General features: G+C 64.7%; 28 protein-coding genes and 1 pseudogene. 14 read left to right on the forward strand and 15 right to left on the reverse strand.

Translation table 11 applies throughout. The features are described from left to right. Positions 1-70: 70 nt before the first annotated feature. Positions 71-1918 (reverse strand): calcineurin-like phosphoesterase C-terminal domain-containing protein, encoded by a 1848-nt coding sequence (locus JOE62_RS03220; RefSeq protein ID WP_204720288.1) that lies wholly within the window; start codon positions 1916-1918, stop codon positions 71-73. Positions 1919-2091: 173 nt separating this feature from the next. Between JOE62_RS03220 and JOE62_RS03225 the strand changes: the two genes are divergently transcribed. After that, positions 2092-3225, forward strand: a complete 1134-nt coding sequence (locus tag JOE62_RS03225) for a hypothetical protein (protein ID WP_204720290.1) — start codon at positions 2092-2094, stop codon at positions 3223-3225. Between the two features lie 49 nt (positions 3226-3274). Further along, positions 3275-3706: an acyl-CoA thioesterase gene (locus tag JOE62_RS03230; protein WP_204720292.1), complete on the forward strand. Its 432-nt coding sequence runs from the start codon at positions 3275-3277 to the stop codon at positions 3704-3706. Here the strand turns inward: JOE62_RS03230 and JOE62_RS03235 are convergent. Further along, positions 3703-4353 carry an MmyB family transcriptional regulator gene (locus tag JOE62_RS03235; RefSeq protein WP_239543170.1) on the reverse strand — a complete coding sequence of 217 codons (651 nt, stop codon included), beginning with the start codon at positions 4351-4353 and terminating at the stop codon, positions 3703-3705. The two genes, JOE62_RS03230 and JOE62_RS03235, sit on opposite strands and share 4 nt — an antisense overlap. Before the next feature lie 44 nt (positions 4354-4397). On the opposite strand from JOE62_RS03235, the gene JOE62_RS03240 reads away from it, so the two are divergent. Then, positions 4398-4805, forward strand: coding sequence for a benzoate/H(+) symporter BenE family transporter (locus JOE62_RS03240; protein ID WP_420842189.1), 408 nt, complete (start codon positions 4398-4400; stop codon positions 4803-4805). Positions 4806-4906: 101 nt separating this feature from the next. Then, on the forward strand, positions 4907-5698 hold the full coding sequence (locus JOE62_RS03245; RefSeq protein WP_204720295.1) for an aspartate dehydrogenase domain-containing protein: 792 nt from the start codon (positions 4907-4909) through the stop codon (positions 5696-5698). Between the two features lie 3 nt (positions 5699-5701). Here JOE62_RS03245 and pcaC read toward each other — a convergent pair whose 3' ends face one another. From pcaC to JOE62_RS03280, 7 genes are all read right to left on the reverse strand, one after another. Further along, entirely contained in the window at positions 5702-6109 is a 408-nt protein-coding gene (gene pcaC / locus JOE62_RS03250; RefSeq protein WP_204720297.1) for a 4-carboxymuconolactone decarboxylase, read from the reverse strand. A 20-nt stretch (positions 6110-6129) separates the two neighbouring features. Next, positions 6130-6927, reverse strand: coding sequence for an alpha/beta fold hydrolase (locus JOE62_RS03255; RefSeq protein ID WP_204720299.1), 798 nt, complete (start codon positions 6925-6927; stop codon positions 6130-6132). Beyond that, positions 6909-8315 carry a lyase family protein gene (locus JOE62_RS03260; RefSeq protein WP_204720301.1) on the reverse strand — a complete coding sequence of 469 codons (1407 nt, stop codon included), beginning with the start codon at positions 8313-8315 and terminating at the stop codon, positions 6909-6911. Before JOE62_RS03260 ends, JOE62_RS03255 begins: the two co-directional genes overlap by 19 nt. A gap of 145 nt (positions 8316-8460) precedes the next feature. Continuing rightward, the gene (gene pcaG, locus JOE62_RS03265) at positions 8461-9039 is read right to left on the reverse strand and encodes a protocatechuate 3,4-dioxygenase subunit alpha (protein ID WP_204720302.1); all 579 of its coding nucleotides are present in this window, start codon (positions 9037-9039) and stop codon (positions 8461-8463) included. After that, the gene (pcaH, locus tag JOE62_RS03270) at positions 9040-9888 is read right to left on the reverse strand and encodes a protocatechuate 3,4-dioxygenase subunit beta (protein ID WP_204720304.1); all 849 of its coding nucleotides are present in this window, start codon (positions 9886-9888) and stop codon (positions 9040-9042) included. It abuts the gene before it with no gap. A 40-nt stretch (positions 9889-9928) separates the two neighbouring features. After that, a complete protein-coding gene (locus JOE62_RS03275) occupies positions 9929-11125 on the reverse strand; it encodes a 4-hydroxybenzoate 3-monooxygenase (protein ID WP_204720306.1) in 1197 nt (398 codons plus the stop codon). A 218-nt stretch (positions 11126-11343) separates the two neighbouring features. Beyond that, the gene (locus tag JOE62_RS03280; RefSeq protein ID WP_204720308.1) at positions 11344-12090 is read right to left on the reverse strand and encodes an IclR family transcriptional regulator; all 747 of its coding nucleotides are present in this window, start codon (positions 12088-12090) and stop codon (positions 11344-11346) included. A gap of 454 nt (positions 12091-12544) precedes the next feature. Here JOE62_RS03280 and JOE62_RS16455 point away from each other — a divergent pair. From JOE62_RS16455 to JOE62_RS03290, 3 genes and pseudogenes are all read left to right on the forward strand, one after another. Then, positions 12545-13452 (forward strand): annotated as a pseudogene (locus JOE62_RS16455) (BCCT family transporter); the annotation flags it as partial. A gap of 88 nt (positions 13453-13540) precedes the next feature. Then, a complete protein-coding gene (locus JOE62_RS16460; RefSeq protein WP_275587942.1) occupies positions 13541-14245 on the forward strand; it encodes a BCCT family transporter in 705 nt (234 codons plus the stop codon). Positions 14246-14598: 353 nt separating this feature from the next. Next, positions 14599-15267, forward strand: coding sequence for a DUF6318 family protein (locus JOE62_RS03290; RefSeq protein WP_204720310.1), 669 nt, complete (start codon positions 14599-14601; stop codon positions 15265-15267). A gap of 101 nt (positions 15268-15368) precedes the next feature. On the opposite strand, the gene JOE62_RS03295 is transcribed toward JOE62_RS03290, so the two are convergent. Further along, positions 15369-16556 carry an MFS transporter gene (locus tag JOE62_RS03295; protein ID WP_204720312.1) on the reverse strand — a complete coding sequence of 396 codons (1188 nt, stop codon included), beginning with the start codon at positions 16554-16556 and terminating at the stop codon, positions 15369-15371. A 218-nt stretch (positions 16557-16774) separates the two neighbouring features. Here JOE62_RS03295 and JOE62_RS03300 point away from each other — a divergent pair, with 218 nt between their 5' ends. The 4 genes from JOE62_RS03300 to JOE62_RS03315 all read left to right on the forward strand — a co-directional run bounded on the left by JOE62_RS03300 (position 16775) and on the right by JOE62_RS03315 (position 20196). After that, the gene (locus tag JOE62_RS03300; RefSeq protein ID WP_204720314.1) at positions 16775-17986 is read left to right on the forward strand and encodes a thiolase family protein; all 1212 of its coding nucleotides are present in this window, start codon (positions 16775-16777) and stop codon (positions 17984-17986) included. A 19-nt stretch (positions 17987-18005) separates the two neighbouring features. Then, entirely contained in the window at positions 18006-18677 is a 672-nt protein-coding gene (locus JOE62_RS03305; RefSeq protein WP_204720316.1) for a 3-oxoacid CoA-transferase subunit A, read from the forward strand. Further along, the gene (locus JOE62_RS03310) at positions 18677-19333 is read left to right on the forward strand and encodes a 3-oxoacid CoA-transferase subunit B (protein WP_204720318.1); all 657 of its coding nucleotides are present in this window, start codon (positions 18677-18679) and stop codon (positions 19331-19333) included. Before JOE62_RS03305 ends, JOE62_RS03310 begins: the two co-directional genes overlap by 1 nt. 80 nt (positions 19334-19413) lie before the next feature. Next, a complete protein-coding gene (locus JOE62_RS03315; RefSeq protein WP_204720320.1) occupies positions 19414-20196 on the forward strand; it encodes an IclR family transcriptional regulator domain-containing protein in 783 nt (260 codons plus the stop codon). A gap of 94 nt (positions 20197-20290) precedes the next feature. Here the strand turns inward: JOE62_RS03315 and JOE62_RS03320 are convergent, their stop codons facing one another. From JOE62_RS03320 to JOE62_RS03330, 3 genes are all read right to left on the reverse strand, one after another. Beyond that, positions 20291-20806 carry a cysteine hydrolase family protein gene (locus tag JOE62_RS03320; protein WP_338085735.1) on the reverse strand — a complete coding sequence of 172 codons (516 nt, stop codon included), beginning with the start codon at positions 20804-20806 and terminating at the stop codon, positions 20291-20293. A gap of 79 nt (positions 20807-20885) precedes the next feature. Next, complete coding sequence (locus JOE62_RS03325) at positions 20886-21284, reverse strand: VOC family protein (RefSeq protein ID WP_204720324.1); 399 nt, start codon at positions 21282-21284, stop codon at positions 20886-20888. A 95-nt stretch (positions 21285-21379) separates the two neighbouring features. Continuing rightward, positions 21380-22261, reverse strand: a complete 882-nt coding sequence (locus tag JOE62_RS03330; RefSeq protein WP_204720326.1) for a lipase family alpha/beta hydrolase — start codon at positions 22259-22261, stop codon at positions 21380-21382. Positions 22262-22725: 464 nt separating this feature from the next. Here JOE62_RS03330 and JOE62_RS03335 point away from each other — a divergent pair, with 464 nt between their 5' ends. Continuing rightward, positions 22726-23376, forward strand: a complete 651-nt coding sequence (locus JOE62_RS03335) for an alpha/beta hydrolase (RefSeq protein WP_204720328.1) — start codon at positions 22726-22728, stop codon at positions 23374-23376. Positions 23377-23425: 49 nt separating this feature from the next. Further along, entirely contained in the window at positions 23426-23719 is a 294-nt protein-coding gene (locus tag JOE62_RS03340) for a DUF6966 domain-containing protein (protein WP_204720330.1), read from the forward strand. Positions 23720-23760: 41 nt separating this feature from the next. Here JOE62_RS03340 and JOE62_RS03345 read toward each other — a convergent pair whose 3' ends face one another. After that, complete coding sequence (locus tag JOE62_RS03345; protein ID WP_204720332.1) at positions 23761-24867, reverse strand: hypothetical protein; 1107 nt, start codon at positions 24865-24867, stop codon at positions 23761-23763. A 72-nt stretch (positions 24868-24939) separates the two neighbouring features. Here JOE62_RS03345 and JOE62_RS03350 point away from each other — a divergent pair, with 72 nt between their 5' ends. Continuing rightward, positions 24940-25371, forward strand: coding sequence for a MarR family winged helix-turn-helix transcriptional regulator (locus tag JOE62_RS03350; RefSeq protein ID WP_204720334.1), 432 nt, complete (start codon positions 24940-24942; stop codon positions 25369-25371). 24 nt (positions 25372-25395) lie between these two features. On the opposite strand, the gene JOE62_RS03355 is transcribed toward JOE62_RS03350, so the two are convergent. Continuing rightward, the gene (locus JOE62_RS03355) at positions 25396-25605 is read right to left on the reverse strand and encodes a DUF1653 domain-containing protein (protein WP_038992430.1); all 210 of its coding nucleotides are present in this window, start codon (positions 25603-25605) and stop codon (positions 25396-25398) included. Between the last annotated feature and the right edge of the window lie 37 nt (positions 25606-25642).

Genomic DNA, 25642 nt, shown 5'->3' on the forward strand with positions numbered 1-25642 from the left:
GCTGTCCTGTCGCTGGCGTAACAAAAAGCAGGCGCCTGCATCATGCAGGCACCAGCTCAAAGCAGCGATGCTACTGGACGACGGTGAATTCCAGCTGCTCGGTGTAGGAACGACCATGCACGTCGGTGGCGGTCGCCGTCGCGGTGTGCGCACCAACCGAGAGGTCATCAGGCAGTTCCAGGCGCCACAGGTGGCTGGTCTTCTCGGCGAAGCCGCCGCCGTGGACGAACTGCTCTGCGATGGCGGACGGGTCCGAGTACTCTGCTCCGGTCAGCGGGCGCTCGCCGGCCATCTGCTGGGTCCGCTCGGCGGCCACCGGGGCCTGGCCATCGATGGAGACCTCGACGGTGGAACCGGTGCTGCCCATCCAGAAGTTCGTGGTCAGCCAGGTGTCCTGGGCCAATCCCTGCCGGCTCACTGCCAGCGGGTCGGCCAGGGGCTGGACGGTGCCGCGTTCCTTGTCCAGATTCTCTTCGTACCACTGCCGGTACTCAGGGGTATTCAGGCCCAACGACATCTGCTTGCTGGGATCCTGGCCGGTGGCGGTGAAGCGCTCCACGATGTCGGTGTTCTTGATGTCCAAGGTGAGCACGCCCGGCGGGGTGCCGTCGCGCTGGATGGAGGTCGGGTAGCCGTTCTCGGAGACCCGGCCGTCATACCATTGCCCGGAAATTGCCGGGACCGTCAGGTGGGTGAAGGGCAAGCCTGCTTCGCCGACCTCATCGCGCCAGCCGTCCATCAGGTCCCCGGCGCGCAGGTTCTCCGACATGTGGGTGTGCCCGCCCAGGGAAACGACCTCGCGTCCCTCAAGCAGCTCGTAGATCTCTTTGACCTGCTTGGTGGAATGCTCGTCACTGTAGAAGAACTCGAGCATCGGGCTGTGCCCGGCCAGCACGATGGCCTTGTTCTTGGGAACCTTGGCGAGATCCTCGCGCAGCCACTGCAGCTGGCGCTGGCCCAAATCATAGGTGTAGTCGCTCTTCTTAGCTGGAACCGCAGTGGGGTAATCGATGGTGCTCAGTGCGATGACGTGCGTTTTGCCGGTGTCGTAGGAGTAGTATTCCGGGCCGAACTGGGCGCGGAAGGAATCGAACTCATGCTGCCCATCCAGCGAATCGTAGTCGATGTCGTGGTTGCCCGGCAGGAAGCGGGCCGGGCCGTTGAGCATGGAAGAAAGCTCGCGGGTCTGGTGGAAGAAGGTAAGGTCATCGCCCACGAGGTCACCGATGAACAAGGCGCCGCACCCGATGTAGTCGGTGCGGGCCGCCAGATCGGCGAAGGCGCCGTCCCTGGCATATTCGACTTCCTGCTGGGTGTAGGTCTGCACGTCCGCGCCGATGACGCAGCTCTGCTCCGGCGATTGGGTGGCGCTGCTGCGCACCAGCGGGAAGTTGACCGCCTCGGGCAGCGGGCCGGTCGGCGCGATGCCGTCGTACTTCAGTTCCGGGGAGCCTTCGGGCAGGTGGTTGTAGAAGAACTGGGCGACGTTGTCCTCGTCAACCGGTACCTGGAAGCCGCGCGGCTGGGTGACGAATGCGGTCATGTTGTTGTAGGCCGGCAGTTCGTAGCGGCCCTGTCCGTCGGTGGACACAACGTCGCGGCCGTTGGACACCGTGACGTTCGGCAGGCCGGGTTCACCGGCATCCTGCTTGGAGTTCTTGTTGCGGTCTTCGAAGACCACGCCGTCCAGCGTCTGTTGGTCGGCGGCGTTGCCGCTATTTTTAGCAGGGATGACCTCGACGGACCCGCGGTAGGCCGAGGAGCTCCAATCCGCGGTGGTCTTGGCGGCAGGCACCGCGTCGACTTCTGGGCTGGGGCTGATCAAGGCGGTGGAAGCGGCAATGGCAACCAGGCTTCCGGCGGTCAGATGCAGTGGGGTGAGATGATTGGTTTTGCCGGGTCGAGCGAAGAATTTCACGTACGTTCCTCCGGGTGGGGACAATCTGCCGGCCCGTTGGCCAGCCGTATCCCACGGTGCCAAGGGCAGATGAATTGGAACCCATGCCCAGGTAATGTCGATTCATCGATCCCGTGAATAGTTATCGACTGTCTTGGCAGGATTTAGGTATCTCCAGCTAATGAAATGAAGTGGTGGCGATGGAACTGGTGCAGGCGCTGATGGCAGGCGCGAGGGGACGCAGGCTGCTGTGGGAATTCGCAATTGCCAGCGAAGAGCAGCTGCAACCGGAATTCGCGGAGCATCCACTGCGGGCGGCGATGTTCTATGCCGCGCTTCGGGTCGCGGTCGATCGTGGCGAGAGCGTTGGCCTGTTTGGCATGGACGAGACAGGCGTGCCCGATATTAGTGTCGAGGAGATTGCACGGCTCCTTGATGTCGCCAGCCTGGTGACGCCCACTGCGGCGCTCCTGCAGCACGCGCTAGTTCGTTCGGTGGACTGCGCGCGCTATTGGCAGGAACCGGATGGGGAAGACACCCTGCTGGCGTTGCCGGCTTTCGCCGCGCCTCTTGAGCGCGTCGCGCGGCACTTGGCTGACAGCGGGCTCGCGGACTCGTGGATGAATCCAGTGGATCTGCGCAACCAGTTCAAGGTGGAGTTCGACCAGCATGATCCCGTGGTTAAGTCGCAAGCTCCCGATGACGATGCCCTTGGCATTTTGCAGGACTGGAGGGGCGCGGTTCTGGCGACGGAAGCTCGCGATGCCGCGGAACTGCATAACAGCCAGCTGGGCAGCTTCGGCGGCGAATGGTGGTCCAAGCCCAGCAGCCGCCTGCCCGCCAGTACCGGTATCTTCCATGGCGGCGAGCCTGTGGGCCTGAGCTGCGTGGAAGACGGTTTCGGGTGGGAGCAGGCCAGCGTCAGGCACGCTAGTGTGCCTCCCGCAGCGAACGTGCTGGAGATCGCCACGGCGGAGGACTGGATCCGGCTCTGCCGCGAACACGGCCTCGAGGTGTCCGCGCAGAAGCGCCACGACTGGTATCTGGCTACCGGGCGCGACGGCGCATGGAAGATCCCCGATTGGCTGGCTGTGGCGCGCGACTATGATGGCGTGCATTTGGGCATCGGTGCCTATCTGGCGCTCGCCGGACAATGCCTGGAGATCGATGAAAAGTACGCCAGCGTGATTGCCGGGTGGGATCCGGACCAGACGTTCTGGTTCACCGGTGAGCTTCGCTGCTACGGGCCAGCGCAGGAATGGATTTGCCTGAACGCCAGCAACGAGGAAGCACGGTGGGTGCCTGCTGGCAATGTTCCAAGTTCATGAGCTGTCACGGGCACAGCGGCCAGCGCCGGTTTCTGGTGCAATGGGTTTCATGAGTGAAGCGAAAAACGATGGACTGGCCGCCGCAACCGAGATCATCTTGCAATTGCGCTGGTCGGACCAGGATGCCCTGGGCCATGTGAACAATGCGCGCATCGTGACCTTGATGGAAGAAGCGCGCATCCGCTGGACGCGCGAAGACGGAACCACAGGCCGTTTCGAATTCGGCACAGTGGTCGCATCCATCCAGATCGACTACCTGCGCCCCTTGTACTACCAGCCCGAGATGCTCATCCGCATGGGCATCAGCCGGCTGGGCAACAAGTCATTCACCGTGCGCGGCATCGGCTACCAGGATGGGCAGCCGGTATTCGACTCGACCACGGTCATGGTTCCGCTGGCAGCCGATGGCGTTTCGTCTCGCCCATTGAACGAGCTGGAGCGCAGCTGGCTCAGCAAGTCGCTGATCCCGGAACGTTCCTAGCCTTTCGGCGCCGCATCCCGGCTATTGAGGCGCGCCGCCAGATCGCGCAGCTTCGCTTCGGATTCCGAGCCCGGCTCCGTGGTGTAGATGAACAGGGTCTGGTCAGTTGCCCCGGTCATGTCCAGCGCCTCGTAGTTGACCTCCAGATAACCCACGTCGGGGTGGGTGAACCTCTTGATCCCATCCCGCCGCTCCACCATCCGGTGGTCTGCACACCAGGTGCGGAATTCTTCGCTGTTCATGGACAGCTCTCCGACCAGCTGCGCGAGCAGCGGATCGTGCGGATGGCGCCCGGCATCCAGGCGCAAGGTGCCGACCATTGACGCGGCGACCTGTTCCCAGTCGGGATAGCGCTGCCTGGCTTCGGGATCGAGGAAGGCCGGGCGGATCAGGCTGCGGTGGCGCACCGGCTTGGGGAGGAAATCGGTGAGCAGGCTGGCGGCCAGCGGATTCATGCCCAGCACCTCGGTGCGCCGGCCGCGGATGAAGGCCGGATGGGCGGTGAAGGAATCCAGCAGCTTATGCAGGGATGGGCGCACCCGCTGGACGCTGCTCGACGGGCTGTTGCGCCCGGAGCCGGAGACCGAGCGGGCCAGATTGAATAAGTGCCCGGTCGCCGCCTCATCCAGTTGCAGGGCCCTGGCCAACGCTCCGAGCAAATGCCTTCGCGCTGGCCTCCGGCGGTTTCTCAATCCTCAACGCCTGCTTCGGCGCGGTATCCGCCTGCGTCACCGGGCCCACCAACGCGCTGCTCACCTCATCGGGCCAGAAGCACCGCCACTACACGTCGGCGGTGGTCTATGGATTCCTGTCCTTGGTCTTCGCCCTGCTGGCTCCGACGCTGACCCGCTTCATGCTGGCCACTCCCGAGGCGTTCGTGCTGGCCTTGGGAGGCATCGCCATGCTCAAGGCCTTGCAGCAGGCGTTCGTGACGGCCTTCGCCACGAAGTTCTCCCTTGGTGCGCTGGTGACATTTGTCGTGACAATTTCCGGCCTGGACCTGTTCAACATCCATGCGGCGTTCTGGGGCATCCTCTTCGGCTATGCTGCCTCCCGGCTCTTGGAGCGCGGCGACCATGCAACCGCAGCTGGGCAATAGCGCGGAGCTCCTGTTGTCCCGGGACCACACCGGTTCGTGATGGTTGCGCCAGCTGGCTAAGCTGGCGGTAGCTGGCATCAAAGAATTGGGACAGGACGGTCATGGCCGCGGGCAGCATGTTTCGGGTGGGAGTACTGGGCTACGGGGCCATCGGCTCCGTGGTGGCGGATCAATGGGCTGCCGGGAGCGTTCAAGGCGCCCAGCTCGAAGGGGTGATCCTGCGCCGGCAGCATCCGGGTCTGGAACATGAGCAGCTGGGTATCCAGCAGGCGCTGGAGCGCTGCGACCTGGTGGTCGAATGCGCGGGCCAGCACGCTGTGCGCGAGCATGCGGTGCGCATTTTGCAGGCAGGGGTCGACCTGCTGGCCAGTTCCATGGGAGCGCTGGCCGACTGGGATCTTGCCGCATCAGTGCAAGCCGCCGGGCCAGGCCGGCTGATCAGCACCGCCGGGGCCATTGGCGGATTGGACCTGCTTGGTGCGGCGGCACGAATGGGCGGCATCGAGCAGGTGCTGGTGACGACGCGCAAGCTGCCGGCCACCTTGGTGCAGCCGTGGATGGATGCGCGGCAGCGCAGCGAACTGGAGCAGGCCAGCGGCCCGGTAGAGGTATTCAACGGTCCGGCCGCGGTGGCGGCCAAAGACTTCGAGAAGTCGCTGAATGTGGCTGCGGCGGTGGCTCTGGCCGTGGGGGATTGGGACGCGGTGCAGGTCAGGCTGCTCGCCGATCCGGCGGCAGAGCTGACCGAGCACCTCATCGAAGTGCACGGCCCAGCTGGCGAGTACAGCTTCTTGGTCAAGAACTATCCGTCGGCGCGCAACCCGCGCACCAGCGGCATCGTCCCGTGGGCCTTGCTGCATTCGATCCAGCAGGCCGCGGATGCGCGGCGCTAGCGGCTAGCTGCCTTCGGCTGCCGCGTACTCGTCCAGCACTTTCTTGCCGATCTTGAACGCCACATTTGCTGCCGGAACAGAGCAGTAGATGGCGCACTGCAAGAAGACTTCCTTGATCTCTTCCGGGGTCATGCCGTTGCGCAGGGCAGCATGCACGTGCATTTCCAGCTCTTCCCAGTAGCCGCCGGCAATCATTGCGGTCAGGGTGATGGCGCTGCGGGTGGTGCGTGGCAGGCCTTCGCGGGTCCAGATGGTGCCCCAGGCGTAGCGGGTGATCATTTCCTGGAATTCGTCGGTGAACTCGTTCGAGTTCTTGGTGGAACGATCCACGTGCTCATTGCCTAGGACCTGGCGGCGCACCGCCATGCCGGCATCATAGGTGTCGCCGGGAAGGCGCGATGATTCAGCCATTGTCTGCTAATCCTCTCTGCTTAGTTGGACAGGAAGAACCCGGCCAGCAAGGCCGCAGTTTCTTCCGGTGCTTCGGCCGGGGCCAGATGGGCTGCCGAATCAATGACCGCCGTGGTTCCGTGCGGTGCATGCTCGGCAATGAATTCCGCGTCGGACGGAGGGCAGACCTGGTCCTGCGCGCCGTTGATCGCGATGATCGGGTCGCTGGTGGAGGCCAGCTGCTCGCGCACGTCGAATCCTGCCAGGGCGCCGCAGACGTGGGCGTAGGCGAATCGGTCGGCGTCCTGCAGGCTGTGCAGCAGCTCGGTGCTGATCACCGGCTGCTTCTCGATGAACCCCGGTGCGAACCAGCGTTCGGCGGAACCGGCGACCATGGTCGGGGTACCCGCCTTGGCGACCAGCTCGGCACGGTCGGTCCACGCTTCCGGGGTGCCGATTTTCGCGGCCGAGCAGATGGAGGATAGCCCGTGGAAGAAGCCCGGGTGGTCTACCGCCAGTTGCAGTGCGGTTGCCCCGCCCACCGAGACGCCCGCGTAGTACAGCTTGGAGCCCTCGGCGATGACGCTGTCGGCACGCATCGCCTGGACAACTTCGGTGACAGCGATGGCCAGCTCGGCCAGCGTGAATTCCTCGGTGGATGGCTTGCTTTCGCCGTGCCCCGGAAGGTCCCAGGCAATGACCTGGAAGTGCTCTTTGAGGTAGGGCAGGGCCGGTGCCCATAGCGGCAGGGCGGCGGTGCCCAGCGAAGGGCCGGCAATGAGGGTGGGAAGTTCCTTGCTGGTATGCAGCAAGGAAGGGGTTAGTTGCGGGACTGCCATAGTTCCTTCCGTGCCGAGTAATCGGCGAGTACTGTTTCGGTGAATCGATCAGCGGCACCGAGGTAGCCGGCTGGATCTAGTAATTCGTCGAGGTCCTTGTCGCTTAGATCATGGGTGGGGATTTCCAGGCGCAGCAGCTCGCGCAGGGAAACATCCTCGTCCAGGCTGCGGCGCACCAGCGACTGGATGGCCGGTTTTCCGCCAACCACCAGCGGTGCCAGGACGGCCGCGAGGCGCTCGGAGAGCACCGCGTCGCCGCCCAGGGCAAGGTTGCGTTCGATGGCCTCAAGGTTCACGCTCAGGCCATTGGCCAAGAACGCGGCGTGGAAGGCGGCACCGGAAGCCAGCCGGGCCAGTTCGCGCAGTGCGCTCCATTCGGCATGCCAGCCGCCATCAGGGCGTTCATCCACTGCGGTGCCGGCGGCGGTGAACAGGGTGGAGAGCAGGCCGGGGGCGCTGAACGCCGCATTGCGCAGCAGCACCGAGCGCACCGGGTTCTGCTTTTGCGGCATGGCCGAGGAACCGCCCTTGCCAGCCTCGCGCGGTTCGGACAGCTCGCCGATTTCCGGGCGGGAAGCGGTGAGCACATCTGCGCCGAAGGTCCCCAGCGCGGCAATGGCCGAACCCAGCGCGGAGCCTAGCTGGAGAATCGGCATGCGGTTGGTGTGCCAAGGCGTTCCCGGATCGGCCAGGCCCAGCAGATCCGCCAGTTGCGAGGCCAGCGACTTGCTCGTGGCTGTTGTTTCCGTATGGCTGGAGAGCAGCTGCTCCAAGGATGCGAGCGTTCCCACCGCTCCGCCCCACTGCAGGCGCAGCTGCCCGGTGGCGGCGTCCAGCTGCTGTTCGGCATCCAGCACGGCCGACAGCCAGCTGGCGGCCTTCCACCCCAGGGTTGTAGACAGAGCATGCTGGGTCAGCGAGCGGGCAATGCACACGGTGGACCGGTGCTCGCGCGCCAGAGCCGCCAACCCGCCAGCGGTGCTGCGCAGATCGGCCAGCGTGAGCGTGATCGTCTTGGAGACCACCAGCATCAGCGCTGTGTCGATGATGTCCTGGCTGGTCGCCCCGCGGTGCAAGGCGGTGCTGGCAGTTTTCGCCGCGCCATCATGGGTGAGCAGCTCTCGCATCATGCCCAGCAGCGGGATGAGCGCATTGGCGCCATCCGGCGTCTTGGACGCCAGCAGCGCCAGGTCGTAGCGGTCCACGCTGGCCACCTCGCGCACCGCCTGCGCATCCTCGATGCTGCACAGGCCGGCATCCGCCTGGACCTGCACCCAGGCGGCTTCGGCATCCAGCATCCCCTGGACAAAAGCCGCGTCGCTGGCCAGCGCTGAGGCCGCGGTGCCAGCCCAGGCAGGGGCCAGTACGCCGTAGTCTGCGCCTTCCATTCAGTCCCTCGATTCTTAGCTGTTAAGCGTGCACGCCGTTCTTCTAGAACTCTAGTGCCCGGCAACGGGCGAAACCCCGCCGGGTGCTTCAACGCCCGTAACAGTATGGGCGCAGGGGCGGCCTGGCGGGGTGGCGCGATATGTCCTAGCTTTCACGTGGGTAGGAGAGGAACACCGTTTCGTTCTCGCCCTGCAACCGGATATCGAAGCGCAGCGAGCCGTCCTGTTCGCGGGTGGCGATCAGCGTGGAGCGTTCTGCTTCGCCCAGCGATGCCAGCAGCGGGTCATTGGCCAGCGCTTGTGTGTCCTCCGGCAGGTAGATGCGGGTGAACAGCCGGTTGAGCAGGCCGCGGGCGAAGACCGTGAGCATGATGAACGGCGCCTTGCCTGCTTCGGTGGGGCCAGGGTTCACCGTGGTGAAGGTGTAGTGCCCGACATTGTCCACGGCCACGCGGCCCCAGCCGGTGAAGGTGTAGCCGTCGCGGACCAGCGAGCCGTCGCGCGAGACGACATTGCCGTGCTCATCGGCCTGCCAGATTTCCAGCAGCGCGTCCGGGATGACCTCGCCGTTGCCGTCGGTGATGACCCCGTACAGGCGCACCGAGTTCGGGTTAGCCTGGCTGACCAGCTCGTTGTCCCTCGCGTAGGGCAATGCATAGCCGTAGAACGGGCCGATGGTCTGTCCCGGGGTCGGGACGAGTTTCAGTTCAGGTGCCTGTGCCATTTAGTGCTCCCCCTCTTCGTCTTCCATCCAGGTGCGGTTGCTGCCGGTGAGCACGATGTCCCAGTTGTAGCCGGTGGCCCATTCGTGGCTGGTCAGCGAATGGTCGTAGGTGGCGACCAGGCGGTCGCGGGCCTTCGCATCGGTGATCGACTGGTAGATCGGATCCAGCGCGAACAGCGGATCGCCGGGGAAGTACATCTGGGTGATCATGCGCTGGGTGAAATCGGTGCCGAACAGCGAGAAGTGGATGTGCGCCGGGCGCCAGGCGTTGTGGTGGTTCTTCCACGGGTACGGCGCCGGCTTGATGGTGGTGAACGAGTATTCGCCGTTCGGGCCGGTGATCGCCCGGCCTACGCCGGTGAAGTTCGGGTCGATCGGGGCCGGGTGCTGGTCGCGCTTGTGGATGTAGCGGCCGGCGGCGTTGGCCTGCCAGATTTCCACCAGCTGCCCGGCCACCGGGCGGCCGTCGCCATCGAGCACGCGGCCGGCAACCACAATGCGCTCGCCGATCGGCTCGCCGTTGTGCTGGATGGTCAGATCCGATTCCAGCGCGTGCACGTCGCGCTGGCCGAAGGCCGGGGAGTGCAGCTCAATGGTTTCCGGGTCTGCGTGGTGCAGGTTCTTGGTCGGGTGGCGCAGCAGCGAGGAGCGGTAGGGCGCGAAGTCGATGCGCGGCTGGGTTTCGGCCTTCTTGCCGGCCAGGACTTCCTGGCGGTAGGCCTCGTGGACGTCGGCGATTTCGCCGCTGATCTCATCCTGGCTGGCGGTGGTTGCCGCCGGGTCCAGCAGATGCGAGTTGGCGAAGGATTCGGCTTCGGTGCCGTCCTGGTGCGTGGTGCCGGTGCTCAATGCGAGCTCCTTTCAAAGGTGCTGTGGTAAGTCAGGGAGTTCAGGCGCGAGGCCAGCCGGTGTAGGACTCGGCCAGGTACTGCTGGCCGAACCGCGAGGAAGTGACGGTTTCCAGCTCGCCCAGGGCGCGCTTGGCCATGAACGGGTCGCCGCCTACCGGGGTGTGCAGCATGGAGGTCATCCAGTAGGAGAAGTTCTGCGCCTTCCACACCCGCTTCAGCGCGAGGTCGGAGTAGCCTTCCAGCAGCTGGTCGCTGCCGGTGGAGAAGTAGGAATCCACGGCCTCGAAGAGCACCTTCACATCGGCGAAGGCCAGGTTCAGGCCCTTGGCGCCGGTGGGCGGGACGGTGTGCCCGGCGTCGCCGATCAGGAACAGGCGCCCGTGGGAGAGCGGTTCGCGAACGAAGGAGCGGAAGCCCAGCACGGTCTTGTCGAAGATCGGCCCGGTCTTCAGCTGGAAGTTATCCGGCCCGTCCACGCGCCTTTGCAGTTCGGCCCAGATGCGGTCATCGCTCCAGGCGTTCACGTCTTCGTTCGGGTCACACTGGAAGTACATGCGCTGCACGGTTTCGCTGCGCTGGGAGATCAGCGCGAAGCCATGCGGGGAGTTGGCGTAGATCAGCTCGGATGCGGACTTCGGCGCTTCGGTGAGGATGCCGAACCAGGCATAGGGGTAGGTGACCTTGAAGTCCTGCTTCACGGTCTCTGGAATCTGGCGGCGGGCGAAAGAGCGCGAGCCGTCGGCGCCGACGATCACATCCGCGTGCACCTCGAACTCGGTGCCCTCGGCGTCGGTGAAGCGGAACTTCGGGGTGGTGGTCTGCATGTCCAGGATCTCGGTGACCTCGCAGGAGTAGCGCACGTCGCCCTGGTCACGCTGGCGGGCTGCGGACAGGTCCACGAACACCTCGTTCTGCGCGTAGAGGGTGACGGTCGCGTCCACCAGGTCGCGGAAGTCCAGCGGGTGGGATTCGCCGTTGAAGCGCAGGTCGATGCCTGCGTGCTCGTCGCCGTGGGTGAGCACGCGGCCGTCGACGCCGGACTCGGTGAGCATGTGCACCGCCTGGGCTTCGAGGATTCCGGCGCGGTGGGTGTTGCGGATGGTTTCGTGGTCGCGCATTTCCACGACGATGTTATCGATGCCGGTCTTGGCCAGCAGATGCGAAAGCATGAGCCCGGCCGGACCGCCGCCGATGATGCCGACCTTGGTCTTGAGGATGCGTGGATTCTGGACCATGGGACCTTGCCTTGCTGTCGTCTGGGCCGTGAGCCTTGCGGCCGGCTGCGTTGCCGGGCCGGGTCATCTGGCCGAGGGAAGTATTGGGGAACTTCCACAAGCATGCGATGCGGGTGACCTGGACGACAGCGACGTTCTCAATGAATGAGAATAATGGGCCGCATATCCATGCAGCCGCGGTCTCGCACGGTGGACAGCTGTCCGTCCTGGCCTCGCCGCTAGCTGTCCCTGATATGCAGTGCGCGGGCAATGCCACGGGCCGCGGTGCGCAAGGCCAAAGCCGCTGGTTGCAAGGCTCCCGAGTCCCGGGGGACCACCACCGAAATGACAGCAACCTGGTATCCGGCTTCGTCGAGGATCGGGGCAGCCACACCAGTGGTTTCCGAGTCGATGAATCCGTCCAATGAGGCGAACCCGATGCGCCGGATTTCTACTATTTCCGCGTGGAAATCAGGATGTGCCGCGATCATCAGCTCGCGGTGGCGTTCAAGGAAACCGCGAATGATCTCGGGCCGGGAAAAAGCCAGGAGGGCCATGCCCATCGACGTACGGTGCACAGGCATGCGCCCTGCGACATTCGCCTGGTTCACCACGGAGCCGGGCCGGGAGAGCCGTTCGATGATCAGCACTTCGTCCTGATTCAGAACAGATAGCTGGGTATTCTGCCCCAGCAGCTGGTTGATGTCCTCCATGAAGGGCAGCGCTGCGGTACGGAGATCGTACGTGGCAGCACTTCGATTGGTCAGTTCCCACAGGCGCAACCCGAGGCGCACCTGGCCGGTATTGTCACGGGCCAGCAAGTCGTGGGAGACCAATTCATCCAGCAAGCGGTACATGGTGGCTTTGGGAATATCGGCCCGGCGGGACAGTGCGCTGACAGTCAGCTGCGGGTTATGCGCGTCGAAGGCATCAAGGATCCGCACCAGGCGGTCCAGCATCGAATCCCCGCTGGGCGAATTGGCCATGGCACTACTTTAGACCAGCAGGCCAACGGCCTGAGGCCAGGCGAAAGAGAGTGATTCAACTCGCGGGATGCTGGACCCGCGAACCGCAACGTGCCTAGGCTGAGCACAGGTACACCGATGACCGCGGCCTTGCGGAGGGGGCCACGCGCCCGCCGGGCGAGTGGCGCAGTATAGGCGGGCGAGGGGATCCGGAGCCGTGATTGGACCGGGACTTCAGGGAGATCATGGTGGCAGAGCGCAGCGGCACGTCGCCGGATCCAAGGGAGAAGCCGAATCCTACCGTTGGACGCAGCAAGTTCGGCGTCAGCAAGAAGCCGAGGAATTCAGGGCGCCGATCACCAGTACTGAACTGAGCAAGGGCCCCGGGGAACTCATCGATCACCCCGGCCCCAAGGTCAACTGGCGGGTGTGCGTGATTGCCGCCGCGGTCATTCTGGGATTCTCCCTGTGGGCGATGCTCGCCCCGGATGCCGCGGCCTCGGCGATGCGCTCGGCGGTATCGTGGATCTCCACGAACCTGGGCTGGTTCTACGTGCTGACGGTGACCGTGGTGGTGTTGTTCGTGCTCTGGGTGGCCTTCTCCAAGGAAGGCAGCGTCCGGCTGGGCCCGGACCATTCGCGGTCGCAATACAACCTGGTCACCTGGGTGGCGATGCTCTTCGCCGCCGGCGTGGGCATCGACATGCTCTTCTATTCGGTCACCGGGCCGATCACCCAGTACATCGCCCCGCCGGCCGCTGATCCCGAGTCCGCTGCGGCCGCCCAGGATGCGGTGGTCTGGACGATGTTCCACTACGGCATCGCCGGCTGGTCCATGTACTCGCTGCTGGGCAAACGCGTGCGCGGCGGCACCGGCGACGTCATCGACATCTTCGCCCTGGTCGGCACCGTCTTCGGCGTCGCGACCTCCATGGGCATCGGCGTCGTGCTGCTGAATGTGGGCTTCTCGATGATCTTCGGGCTGCCCGAGGGGCTGGCCCTGCAGACCGCACTGATCGGGGTGGACAAGGGCATCCGCATCATCTCCGAGCTGAACCTGTGGTCCGCGGCGGCCATGATGCTCTACATCCTGGTCACCGGCAAGACTTCCTTCCTGCTCAGCGCGCTGGTGGGGAGCATCGGCCGGTTCATCTTCACCCTGCCCGAACGCACCTTGCAGACCTTCGCCTACGAGGCCGGCGGACCTGACTGGATGGCCAGCTGGACGCTGTTCTCCTGGGCCTTCTGGCTGGCTTGGGGCCGTTCGTCGGCATGTTCCTGGCGGGCATCTCGCGCGAGCGCACCCTGCGCGAATTCGTCATCACGGCGATCACGGCCGCGGCGCTCTGCGACTACTTCATCGTTTCGATCTTCGGCCACAGCGCGCTGAAGGTGGTCATGGACGGCAATACAGGCGTCGCCGAGCGGGACATGACGGAAGCCGGAGCACGGATGGTATGCGCTGCTGGAAATGTTCCCTGGCGTCCCGTTCCTCATCGCCCTGGCCACCCTCTCCGGCCTGCTGTTCTACGTGACCAGCGCGAACTCCGGCGCGATGGTGATGTCCAACTTCTCGTCGACCGTCCCCGACCCTTCGCAGGACGGGCCGAAGTGGCTGCGCATCTTCTGCGCTTTGGCCACCGCGATGCTGACCATTGCCATGCTGGTGGCCGGCGGGGTGACCACTATGGAGCACGCCACGCTGATCTTCGCGCTGCCGGTGACCATCATCGCCTACCTGGTGATGGCCTCCTTCCCCAAGGTGCTGCGCATGGAGCGCGCCGAACGCGAGGGCCGGATGAACCGGCGCAAGGCCACCGCCGCGCATGGCGGCGCGGCCCCGGACAAGACCTGGCGCCAGCGGCTGGCCCAGCTGCGCTCCTACCCGTCGAACAAGCAGGTGGCCCGCTACGTGGAGAAGGCCATCCACCCGGCGCTGGTGGAAGTGGCGAAGGAATTCGAGGGACTCGGCTACCATGCCGAACTGTCCACCACGCCCAACGACCAGACGAAGACCCCCGAGCATGCGCTGGTCATCCGCATCCCGGACCACCGGGATTTCCATTACCAGGGTGGCCGCGGTGGAAGCTCCTGCGCCGATGTTCGGCGCGCGTTCGATGTCCCGCGAAATCGACGTGTATTCCAGGCTCGAGGTCTTCACCCAGCTCGGCTCTGAAGGCTAGGACCTGATGGGCCTGGAACGCGACTAGGTCATCAACGATGTGCTGGACCGCTGCGAAGCGCATCTGTCCTTCCTGCGGTATTCGGACGAGCACGACTATGCCTCGGTGCTCGCCCCGCTTCGCCCCGCCACGGGCATGGTGCCGCGCGTCCCCGAGCTGGGATCGGAGCCCGACCCGGGCCCCGGCAATCCGCCCGATCAGCAGCCTCCTACACCGCCCACTCCAGGCCGCGGCCAGTAGGCCGAAGAAGCGGAGAATGAATTAACCTCCCGTCCATCCTATTTTCCAGCCGATTGATGTATTGTCGATCGCGGATGGGGGCGTATCTATTGAGGGGCGGGTGGACATGGTTCGAATTCGTAAAGTGGAACTGGTTGCGCTGTCGGCTGCCATGGCGCTGGCCGCCAGCGGTTGCGTCGGAGTGTCCGAGGAGGGCGCCGGCAATCAGCCGGACGCCACGGCGGCATCTGGCTCGGATTCCGCGCAGCAGGCTGCCGAGGCGCCGCAACCGCCTGCAGGCCTGGAGGAGGAAACCGAGGAAGGCCTTGAAGCTGCCGTCGACTACTGGGTAGCCCTGCTGAACCATGCGGTGGCCACCGGGGACACTGCGTCGCTCAAGGAATTCTCCGCTGCGGGCTGCTCGCTGTGCCAGGAGCGCATCGCCGCAATCGACCGGGTGTACGCCCAGGGCGGGAGCATCGCCGACGGGCAGTTCAGCATCGTCGAGATCTCCAGCAGCATGGACCAGTTCCGGGGAGAAGATGGCGGTGGCAAGGTGGCCTTTGCCAACTTCGGGATGGAACGCGCCGCCGGCGAGGTGCTCGACTCCGAGGGGAAGGCGAGCAGCCAGATTGAGTCGGTGTCCTGCCAGGGCATCGACAGCACCTGGGACGAAGTCGCCTACGACAAGGAAGGGAACTTCATCGGATCGATCTGCCGGCTGGCTGTGCAAGAACCGGAGTTCGACGAAATCACCGGGTGGCGGCCGCTGGATGTCGCATTCAACGCCCAATAGCAGTGGACAGGTGAAAGGCGCCTCGGTCGCCGCATGAAGAACGCCGGGCCCCTTTTGGAAGGGGCTCGGCGTTGCTTGCAGGGAACAGCTGTTGCTCGCGGCTACGCGCTCTTCGGCTTCGGGATCTGAGCGATGACCAGGACTGCGATCAGCGCCGCTCCGCCATAGAGGAAGAACGCGCCCGGGTAGGCGGTACCCGCGGCAACCATCAGGCCAGTGACGTAGGGGCCGATGATGGCGCCGAAGCGGCCGATGCCCGAGGCCAGGCCGATGCCGGTGGCCACCATGTCGCGCGGGTACACGTGCCCGGCATACACATACATCAGGCACTGGGCGCTGAACACGAAGATGCCGGTGACGAACAGGACCGCGGTGAGCAGCACCTGGCTGCCGAATGGTACTGCCAGCAGCAGCAGGAACACCGCGGACGCGGCGAACCAGAGCAGCGAGATGAGCTTGATGCCCTTGGCATCCGCCGCGTAGGCGCTGATGATCAGGCCGGCAATCGCGCCGAGGTTCAGCACGAAGAGCATAGTCAGCGAATCGGCCACCGGGTAGCCGGCAGCGCCCATGATCTTCGGCAGCCAGGCATTCAGGCCGTAGACCAAGACCAGGCCCATGAAGGCGGCAATCCACAGTCCGATGGAGCTGCGCAGGTACTTTGGCTTGAGCACATCCATTGCCGAGGTCCGCTCATCCGCGGCAGCCAGTTCGCTATCCGGCAGCTTGAACCACAGCAACGCCAGCAGCGCCAGGCCCAGGCCGCCGCCCAGGTAGTAGAGCAGCGACCAGTGCACCCCGGCGGCCTTTCCGGCCAGCGAGGCCAGCACCGCGCCCAGATGGTAGCCGACCATCGGCAAGTTGTTAGCCAGCGCGCGGCGTCCCACCGGCGCGTTCTCCTGCATCAGCGCCAGCGCTACCGGCATGCAGCCGCCCAGCCCGAGGCCCGCGATGAAGCGCACCAAGCCCATCAGGAACGCCGAGGGCATGAGCGGGAAGACCAGCGTGAAGATCGAGAAGATGAGCACTGCGACAAGCAGTGGACGGCGCCGTCCGAAGCGGTCGGCCAAACGGCCCATGAATGCGGCGCCCACGCCCACGCCGATCAGCGAGAAGGTGTTGACCCAGTTCATGGCCCCGACGCTGAAGCCGCCGACATCCGGGTCGGTGAGCATCGGGATTGTGGCACCCAGCGCGACGATGTCGTAGCCCTCGAAGACCACGATGAAGAAGCAGAGGACAGCAATCCAGCCACCGAGCCGTTGTGGGGAGGTGGTAGTGGTAGGCACGGACAATCTCAATCCTTTCGAAGGTGCGAGGCCATGGCAGTGATGCAGCTCATGACCAAGTGAGACTAGCACCTCATTCGCATCGTGACCAAAAGTTCGCACAGCGAACAGCTGAAGGCAATTGAACCCTTGTGCCCGATGGGCAGAAACTGGTAAAGTTCAATATACGAACATAAGTTCACGATGTGAACATCTTATAGTGATGGAGCAGTGAAACGATGCAGCAGGCCTACCTGTACGACGCAATCCGCACGCCATTCGGCAAAATCGGCGGCTCCCTGTCCAGCCACCGCCCCGACGACCTGGCCGCCCACGTGGTGCGTGAACTGGTAGCCCGTGCTCCGCAGCTGGATAGTGCGCAAATCGACGAGTCGATCTTCGGCAACGCCAATGGCGCCGGCGAGGAAAACCGCAATGTGGCCCGCATGGCCACCTTGCTCGCCGGGTTGCCCACCTCGCTGCCGGGCGCCACGATGAACCGCCTGTGCGGTTCCTCGCTGGATGCCTCCATCGCCGCCTCCCGGCAGATCGCCACCGGCGACGCGGACCTGGTTCTGGTTGGCGGCGTTGAATCCATGTCCCGCGCCCCCTGGGTGCTGCCCAAGACCGAGCGCCCGTTCCCGATGAGCAACCTGGAACTGGCCAACACCACCCTGGGCTGGCGCCTGGTCAACCCGGCCATGCCGGGTCAGTGGACGGTGTCGCTGGGCGAGGCCACCGAGCAGCTGCGCGAGAAGCACAACATCTCCCGCGAGGACCAGGACGCGTTCTCGGCCCGCTCGCACCAGCAAGCAGCCGCCGCCTGGGAGGCCGGCAAGTACGAGAACCTGGTGGTTCCGGTGCCGCCGGCAACCAAGCGCGGGGTGGAAGTCACCCGCGACGAGACCGTCCGTGCCGATTCCACCACCGAAACCCTCTCCAAGTTGCGGACCGTCTTCCGCACCGGCGAGAACGCCACGGTCACCGCCGGCAACGCCTCGCCGATGAGCGACGGCGCCTCGGCCGCCTTCCTCGGCTCCGAGCGCGGCGGGGCGCTGCTGGGTGCAGACCCGATTGCCCGCATTGTCTCCAACGGCGCTGCCGCCCTGGACCCGCAGTTCTTCGGCTTCGCGCCGGTCGAGGCGGCCAACAAGGCGCTGGCCAAGGCCGGCCTGAAGTGGTCGGACATCGCCGCGGTGGAACTGAACGAGGCCTTCGCCGCCCAGTCGCTGGCCTGCATCCGCGCCTGGGATATCGACCCGGCGATCGTCAACGCCTGGGGCGGGGCCATCTCCATCGGCCACCCGCTGGGCGCGTCGGGCCTGCGCATCCTGGGCACCGTCGCCCGCCGGCTGCAGGAATCCGGTGAGCGATACGGCATGGCCGCGATCTGCATCGGCGTGGGCCAGGGGCTGGCAGTCGTCGTCGAGAACGTGAACGCTACCAAGTAGCTTGTAGAAAGGCAGCATCATGGCACCACGTATTGCCACCTCGGCTGCGGACGCCGTCGCCGAGATCACCGACGGATCCACCGTGCTGATCGGTGGCTTCGGCAACGCCGGCCAGCCGATGGAACTGATCGACGCGCTCATGGAGTGCGGCGCCACCGACCTGACGGTGGTCAACAACAATGCCGGGCAGGCCGATGCCGGCCTGGCCCTGCTGATCAAGGAGCGCCGGGTGAGGAAGATCATTTGCTCCTTCCCGCGCCAGTCCGACTCCTGGCACTTCGATGAGGCCTACCGGGCCGGGGAAATCGAGCTGGAACTGGTGCCGCAGGGCAACCTGGCCGAGCGCATCCGCGCCGCCGGGGCCGGCATTGGCGGGTTCTTCACCCCCACCGGCTACGGCACGCTGCTGGCCGAGGGCAAGGAAACCCGCATCATCGATGGCAAGGGCTATGTGCTGGAAACCCCGATCCATGCGGACTTCGCGCTGATCAAGGCGCTGAAGGCCGACACGCTGGGCAATCTGGTCTACCGCAAGACCGCACGCAACTTCGGCCCGATCATGGCTACCGCCGCCAAGCAGGCCATCGTCCAGGTGGACGAGGTCGTGCCGGCCGGTGCCATCGATCCGGAAAACGTCATCACCCCGGGCATCTTCGTGGATACCGTGGTGGAACTGGGAGGGGAAAAGTAATGAGCGCATTCAGCATCACCGAGGCGAAGCTCACCCGCGATGAAATGGCGCAGCTGGTGGCCGCCGACATCCCGGCTGGCGCCTTCGTGAACCTGGGCATCGGCCAGCCGACCAACGTCTCGAACTACCTCACCAAGGAGCAGGGCGTCACCCTGCACACCGAGAACGGCATGCTGGGCATGGGCCCGGTCGCCACCGGCGAGGACATCGACGAGGACCTGATCAATGCAGGCAAGATCCCTGTCACCGAGCTGCCCGGCGCCTCCTTCTTCCACCACGCTGATTCCTTCGCGATGATGCGCGGCGGGCACCTGGACGTGTGCGTGCTAGGTGCCTTCCAGGTCTCCAAGGACGGCGACCTGGCGAACTGGCACACCGGTGCCGAAGGCGCCATCCCCGCAGTGGGCGGTGCCATGGACCTGGCCATCGGCGCCAAGGCGACCTGGGTAATGATGAGCCTGTTCACCAAGGCCGGTGAATCCAAGCTCGTCGAGGCGCTGAGCTACCCGGTCACCGGGCTGGGCTGCGTCTCGCGGATCTACACCGAAGTTGCGGTCTTCGAGCTGTGTGATTCGAAGGTCTTCGTGCGCTCCACCCATGGCATCAGCTTCGATCAGCTGGCAGACAAGGTCCCGGTGGAACTGACCAAGGCATAGCAGACACAGTAGATTAGTGGGGTGCGCATCGGTGAACCTGGGCGCACCCCGCAATCATTTGAGCACGCGCAAGGAGCACGGTGAGCGAGCAGTCAGCACCAACCGCATCGGTCCAGTCACTGGCCCGGGGCTTGGCGGTCATCAGCAGCTTCGACGCAGAACACGCGTCGATGACCCTCTCCGAGGTCGCCGCCCGGACAAACCTGTCCCGGGCCACCGCACGGCGGTTCCTGCTGACCCTGGTGGAGCTGGGCTATGTGCGAACCGACGGCAAGCACTTCGAACTGACTTCCAAGGTCCTGCAGCTGGGCTATGCCTACCTGTCCAGCGCCACCTTGCCGCAGCTGATCGAGCCGGTGCTCGAGGAACTCTCGGCCGCCGTGCACGAATCGGCTTCCGCTTCCATCCTTGACGGTTCGGATATCGTCTACATCGCCCGCGTGCATACCCGTTCGATCATGCGGGTAGGCATTTCGGTGGGCACCCGCTTCCCTGCGGCCAATACCTCCATGGGCAGGGTGCTGCTGGCTCACCAGCCGGCGGAAATCCAGCAGGAGGTGCTGTCCGCCGGGGTGCAGTCGATGACCGGATTGGGCATTGGAGATGCGGCTGCGCTGCGCGAGGAACTGGAGAAGATCCGCGCCCAGGGCTATGCGGTGGTGGACCAGGAACTGGAAATCGGGCTGCGCTCCGTGGCGGTGCCGGTATTCAGCGCCGATGGCACCGTGGTGGCCGCGATGAACGTGTCGATGAGCGTGCATCCGAATACCGCTGATACTGCGCAGGATGCCGCCCAGGCGGTGCTGCCGCGGCTTCTCGAAGCCGCGCAGCAGGTGCGCGAGGCGCTGGCCGCCAGCCGCTAGCGGCCGCTGCGGATCAGCCAGCGGCCGGATCCCATTGGATGTCGGCGCAGCCGGTGATCGTGGCGAGCAGCCCGAGCGATTCGATGCTCGCCGCCTAGGCGGCCTCGGCGACCGCCGAGCAGGCATCTTCCACGATCACCACCCGGAAGCCGTGGTCCACAGCCGCCCGTGCGGTGCTTTCCACCGAGATATTCGTCGCCACCCCGGCAAGCAGCAGGGTGCCGATGCCACCGGATTCGAGCAGCCCAGCTAGTTCGGTGCCGAAGCCGCCGACCTGCTGGTTGGTGATCACCGCGTCGCCGGGGCCAGACAGCAGCGGCTGGATGATGGCCGCCGGTTCGGTGCCGTCCCACCAGGGCGCCTGCCTGCTGCAGCAGCAAAGAATTGGCCACCAGGTCGCTGTAGTCCGGGGCGAAGGCGATACGGGTGTAGATGATGGTGGCGCCGGCCGTGCGGGCCTGGTCCAGCAGCCCGGACAGTTTGCCCACCACGTTCCGGGCGGTGATCTGCTCGTAAAACAAGTTCGCAAAGGCGCCATCGGGTCCGACGATGTCCCTTTGATTGTGGATGGACACCACTGCAGCCCTGGACGGGTCGAAACGCATGGCATGCCCCTTTTCCGCGGGCCGCCGACCACTTCAGCGGCGCTCGGTTTCAGCTGGCCACGGGCACGGCACGCACGCCAGCTTTTATTTTCGCGGCCCGCGCACGTCCCGGCGCAGCGGATGATCTGCCGGCACCTGCACCAGCACGATCCTGGTTCCGTCGGGATCCTCGATCCATGCCTCGACCAGGCCCCAGTCCTCCTGGCATGCCTCGCGGAGCACCTTCGCGCCGCGGGCGGACAGTTGTTCCAGTTCCGCGCGCACATCCCGCACCTGCATCCACAGCACCAAGGTGGAGGGCGTGCTAGGCGCCCTGCGCCCGGAGACTTCCAGCTGGCCATTGCCCAGGAAGAACACCATGCCTGGTTGCTCGGCCGGACCGAATTCCCGGGCCACGGCCAGCTGCAGCACTTCGCGGTAGAACCGCTGGGTTGCGGCCAGATCCACCGGCCGCAGCAGCACCCTGCTGGAAAGTACGTCCATGGCCACCAATCTAGTAGCTGGCCGGCGCACTGCCTAGGTGTGCTCCGGGTGCGTCCCGGCACCGGGAGCCGATGCCGGGACGCGTACTGGCCTGCTTACAGGTAGCAGGATGGGCGGTAGCCGGGGTCTGCCGGGCCATCGGTGGCCAGGGCGTTGAGCACCCAGCGATGAACCACCGGATCAACGTTCACTCCGAGGTGTCCCGAGATATTCAGCGGGCACTTGTCCTGGAGCAGGACGTTGGTCACCTGCGCGCTCGCTCCCTTCAGGAACTGCGATTTGTAGGGCATGACGATCTCGTCGTACTTGGTGGCAATTACCGTGTAGTCCGGGCCCGCAACGGTGTCGCCGATGGCATTCAGCTCGGTCATGAAGTCGCTGCCGTACACCTGGTCGGCGCAGGAATCGCAGATCCAGGTGTCAATGCTGTTGGCAATTGCCACACCAGTGGCGGTCGGGACCAGGATGCCCTGGGTGCCGTGGCTGGATGGGGCGATCGACACCAGGTCGTTGACGTACTTCGCACCGCCCATGTGGCCCATGTACCAGCGCGGCATCATTCCGCCTTGGCTGTGCCCGACGATGTCCACCTTCTTGGCACCGGTGGCCTGGCGGACGCGGTCAATGAAATCGCCCAGTTCGGCCGCCGAGTCGGGAACATGCGCGGCCCCGGAAAGCCCGTTTTCAAAGCCGTAGTTCAGTGCGAAAACGCAATAGCCGTTGCGCTTGAGCTTGGGAGATAGGGAGATCCAGTTGAGGTCCATCGTTTCAAAGGTGCCGTGAACCAGGACTACGGGGTAGGGGTGTTCTGCATCGGGCGTGCAGTCCCAATCGTTGGCTCCCACTGGGCTGATGCCAAGAGTGGAAACCGTGCCGGCTTGCGCGGTGCTTGCCGGGCTTGGCGCGACGGCCGGAGCGGCGAGTGCTGCGGCGGCCAGGCACAGTGCGCCCAGACCGGAGAGTATGCGTCGTTGCATGGTTGTCCTTCGGGTAAGAGTTGGAAGAAACTTGCTACCGGCCAGTAGTAAAACGAAATGATCACAGCAATTTTGATCGCTGTCCAGAGTTTTCTGCCGCCGAATTCTTGCGTGAAGTGGGATGGGATACCTCCGGATTCAATGATTACGCCAAGGGGAATCCCCGAGTTTTCGCATTCGCTGGGGGCCGATTCCGGGACGGGATTATCTTTGTTGATCAGCAGATTCGTACTGCTGCCTCGCGACTCTTGCCAAGGGATGAACTGGATCGCAGCGTAGCTCGCTTCAGAAATTCCGAATGGGCCTGGTCGGGTGTATGTGACGAGTTGGATTGAAAAAATTTACTTGTATCTTCAATCAATTCCAGTATGCTTGGACTATGAACTTTGCCGGGAAGGGTGCCGTGAAAGCTGAACTTCCGCCTCCGGCACTGCCCCCGGCAACTGATGAGGAGCTGACCTGCCATGAGCAACCTGTTGAGCGATGTGCGTTCTTCCAACTGGGATGACGCCGCGGAATCCGGCGCCGTGCTGGTCTTCCTGCATGGTTTCGGCTCCAATGAGCACGACCTGGCCTCGCTGGCCGAGCCGCTGGGCCTGGAATTGCCGTGGGCTTCGCTGCGCGCACCGCTGGAACTGGGCCACGGCGGGGCCGCCTGGTTCCAGATCACCACACCGGGAGTCCCCGACGCGGTACCGGTGGAAGCGGCCACCGAGGCGATCTGGGCCTGGATCGATTCAAATACGGACGCCTCCACCAAGATCATTCCAGTTGGTTTCTCCCAGGGCGGGCTGATGGCCAGCCAGCTGCTGCGCACCCGTCCGGAGCGCGTCCTGGCCACCACGATCCTCGGTGGGTTCGTGCTCGACGGCACCCAGCCAGCCGATGAAATCATCGCCACCCAGCGACCCGCCGTCTTCTGGGGACGCGGCACCGAAGACCAGGTCATTGCCCCGGTCGCCATCGAACGCACCGCTGGGTTCCTGCCCGAGCACTCGACCCTGAATGAACGGACCTACCCGGGGCTGGCCCACGGCATCAACATGGATGAGCTGTACGACGTGCGCAGCCATATTTCCGCGCAACTTGATCTGATGCCACTGGGCAAGTCCTGAAGCGCGACTGGCGGGCAGCGGTGCCCGCCGGCCGGGATAACCTTGTGCCATGGACAATGTCGAGCAGTCACTGAGCAGAATCCGCGCGGCAATCGAGAAGCTGCATCTCGCGGCGGCCCAGGACCATGACGCGCAACGCGCCCATGCGGCGCGCTGGCTTGATGGCCTCTTCGAGAGTATTGAAAGCCGAGAGCAGCTGCGAGAGGCTGCCCGGAAGGCCTTGGAACTCTACCGCGGCGGCATGGGGTCCTTCCAGGATGTGGGAACCGCGGTCATGGATGACGCGGTGAGCGGACTGCGCCGAGCCTTGGACTCCGCGCGCTCCTGGCTCTTGCGCAGCTAGGAGCGGCATCCGGCGGGGAGCAATCCCCGCGGCGCGTGCCGCTACGCGGCGACGGTTTCCTCGACGTCCCGGATCTTGGCATTTTCATCGGCTACGCGGGTCCTGCGCACGCTCCAGGCGTGGGTCAGGATCACCAGCAGGATGCCGGGGACCAGCCAGAGGATTAGCCGCAGGATATCCATGCCGATGGACTGCTCGGGGAAGTAGACCAGGGTCTGCACCGCGTGCAGCCACCCGGCGCCATTCCAGAAGGTATTCAGCGCACCGTAGAATCCGGGCTGCATTTGGGGCTGGAAGATGCCGCCGGAACTGGTGAAGTTCAGTGCGACGAAGCACAGGGTCAGCGCCGGGGTGGTCCAGTGTCGCAGCAGGGGATGCAGGCCCAGGCCCAGCAGGGTGATGCCGGCGGCGTAAACCCAGGAGATCAGCCAGATGCCCGCGTAGTGATCCTCGACGATCCGGTAGACCGGGCCTGCGACCAGCACTGCGATCGTGGCAACCACCGCGGCGGCAACCGCTGCCATGGCGAAGCGCACGGGCAGCTTGACCTTGCCCATGAACCCGGCAAGCGGCACGGCGCTGGCGTAGCCGCCAATGCTCATGGCGACCAGCAGGAAGAACAGGCCCTGCCCGGTGGTGTCCTGCTCGCCGGTGGGCACGACATCTTCGATGCGCAATGGCAGGCCTTGTTCGTAGGCCACGTCCAGGAAGATTTTCTGGGCGATATTCGCCGAAGTTTCCGACGCGGCGCTGGAGCTGTAAAGCGTTGCCGTGCCGCCGCTGGATTCGTAGGCGGCCACGAGCTTGCGCTGCTCGACCAGTTCCCGGGCTTGGTTCGCATCGGCGACGGTGCGCACGTTCAATGCCCCCTCGGACCCATCCTGCAGGGTCTGGGCGAAAACCTTGACCTGCGCGGAATCGCCCACCACTGCCACCTGCACGTTGTGCGGACTGGGTGCATGGAAGGCCCCCAAGTAGAACAATCCCATGATTGCGCACAGGAAGAACGGGATCAGCATGGTCAGGACCAGCTTTCCCCAGCCCAGCGGTGCCGGCTTGGATATGGGGGACTTCTTCTTGGCCGGATTCACGGCATCCTTGGAAGCGGGGGATTGGCGCGGGGCGTTGTCGGTGAGAGTCATCAGCATTAAAGAATACTCCTAATGTTGCATCATACAACATTAGGTGCCCGGCAAAGCCCTGCGTACTAGACTCGGAACATGGGCAAGGAACAGCGGGAAGCCGACATCCAATCGATCTTCCACCACATGCAAATGATTACCCGACGTGCCAATACGCGCTCCCGCCAGCTGGCCGAGCCACTGACACTCGTGGAGCATTCGCTGCTGCGCTTCATTGCCGATACTCCCGGAACCCGGGCCACCGACATTGCCGAGGCGTTCTCGCTGAACCGCTCGACAGTCTCCCGGCAGGTAGGCACTCTGCTGGACTTGGGATATATCGCCTATGACGATGCGGAATCCGGGCGCGGCCGCGTATTGGAATTGACTGAGGTGGGCCGGGAGCGGCTTCAGGCTTCCGCCGCAGTGCACCGCGCTGCGGTAACCGATCGTCTAGATGGCTGGAGCGAAGAGCAGATCTCGGCCTTTGCCGAGGGGTTGGAACGCTATAACGTTGCCGACTCGCAGTAGGCGCAGGGAAATCTGCAACTTGCCCTAGGCAATCCTGGCGAACCGCGGTCCGCTGTAGCCGTCACGTTCAACGTGTTCCGCGAACATTTGAAGCGGCCGGGCCCAGAAGCTGTAGTCATCGTAGAGCTTGCGGTAGAAGACCAGCGGCTCTTCGGTCTCGCTGTGCTTTCCCACGGCCAGCACCTCATAGCGCTGTCCCTTGAAATGCTGGTAGATGCCGGGTTCGATGCTCAACGTGGCGGCCTTTCTGGTCAATTGAGATGCAGGAAAA

The organism is Glutamicibacter nicotianae, from assembly GCF_016907615.1.
Taxonomy (GTDB): Bacteria; Actinomycetota; Actinomycetes; order Actinomycetales; family Micrococcaceae; genus Glutamicibacter; species Glutamicibacter nicotianae.

What these genes read in the sequence shown, in the direction of transcription:
- JOE62_RS03230 (WP_204720292.1), top strand. Translation starts at nt 3,275, where the DNA reads ATGAGTGAAGCGAAAAACGATGGACTGGCCGCCGCAACCGAGATCATC.
- JOE62_RS03245 (WP_204720295.1), top strand. Translation starts at nt 4,907, where the DNA reads ATGGCCGCGGGCAGCATGTTTCGGGTGGGAGTACTGGGCTACGGGGCC.
- pcaC (WP_204720297.1), bottom strand. Translation starts at nt 6,109, where the DNA reads ATGGCTGAATCATCGCGCCTTCCCGGCGACACCTATGATGCCGGCATG.
- JOE62_RS03255 (WP_204720299.1), bottom strand. Translation starts at nt 6,927, where the DNA reads ATGGCAGTCCCGCAACTAACCCCTTCCTTGCTGCATACCAGCAAGGAA.
- JOE62_RS03260 (WP_204720301.1), bottom strand. Translation starts at nt 8,315, where the DNA reads ATGGAAGGCGCAGACTACGGCGTACTGGCCCCTGCCTGGGCTGGCACC.
- pcaG (WP_204720302.1), bottom strand. Translation starts at nt 9,039, where the DNA reads ATGGCACAGGCACCTGAACTGAAACTCGTCCCGACCCCGGGACAGACC.
- JOE62_RS03275 (WP_204720306.1), bottom strand. Translation starts at nt 11,125, where the DNA reads ATGGTCCAGAATCCACGCATCCTCAAGACCAAGGTCGGCATCATCGGC.
- JOE62_RS03280 (WP_204720308.1), bottom strand. Translation starts at nt 12,090, where the DNA reads ATGGCCAATTCGCCCAGCGGGGATTCGATGCTGGACCGCCTGGTGCGG.
- JOE62_RS16460 (WP_275587942.1), top strand. Translation starts at nt 13,541, where the DNA reads ATGTTCCCTGGCGTCCCGTTCCTCATCGCCCTGGCCACCCTCTCCGGC.
- JOE62_RS03290 (WP_204720310.1), top strand. Translation starts at nt 14,599, where the DNA reads ATGGTTCGAATTCGTAAAGTGGAACTGGTTGCGCTGTCGGCTGCCATG.
- JOE62_RS03300 (WP_204720314.1), top strand. Translation starts at nt 16,775, where the DNA reads ATGCAGCAGGCCTACCTGTACGACGCAATCCGCACGCCATTCGGCAAA.
- JOE62_RS03305 (WP_204720316.1), top strand. Translation starts at nt 18,006, where the DNA reads ATGGCACCACGTATTGCCACCTCGGCTGCGGACGCCGTCGCCGAGATC.
- JOE62_RS03310 (WP_204720318.1), top strand. Translation starts at nt 18,677, where the DNA reads ATGAGCGCATTCAGCATCACCGAGGCGAAGCTCACCCGCGATGAAATG.
- JOE62_RS03320 (WP_338085735.1), bottom strand. Translation starts at nt 20,806, where the DNA reads ATGCCATGCGTTTCGACCCGTCCAGGGCTGCAGTGGTGTCCATCCACA.
- JOE62_RS03325 (WP_204720324.1), bottom strand. Translation starts at nt 21,284, where the DNA reads ATGGACGTACTTTCCAGCAGGGTGCTGCTGCGGCCGGTGGATCTGGCC.
- JOE62_RS03330 (WP_204720326.1), bottom strand. Translation starts at nt 22,261, where the DNA reads ATGCAACGACGCATACTCTCCGGTCTGGGCGCACTGTGCCTGGCCGCC.
- JOE62_RS03335 (WP_204720328.1), top strand. Translation starts at nt 22,726, where the DNA reads ATGAGCAACCTGTTGAGCGATGTGCGTTCTTCCAACTGGGATGACGCC.
- JOE62_RS03340 (WP_204720330.1), top strand. Translation starts at nt 23,426, where the DNA reads ATGGACAATGTCGAGCAGTCACTGAGCAGAATCCGCGCGGCAATCGAG.
- JOE62_RS03345 (WP_204720332.1), bottom strand. Translation starts at nt 24,867, where the DNA reads ATGCTGATGACTCTCACCGACAACGCCCCGCGCCAATCCCCCGCTTCC.
- JOE62_RS03350 (WP_204720334.1), top strand. Translation starts at nt 24,940, where the DNA reads ATGGGCAAGGAACAGCGGGAAGCCGACATCCAATCGATCTTCCACCAC.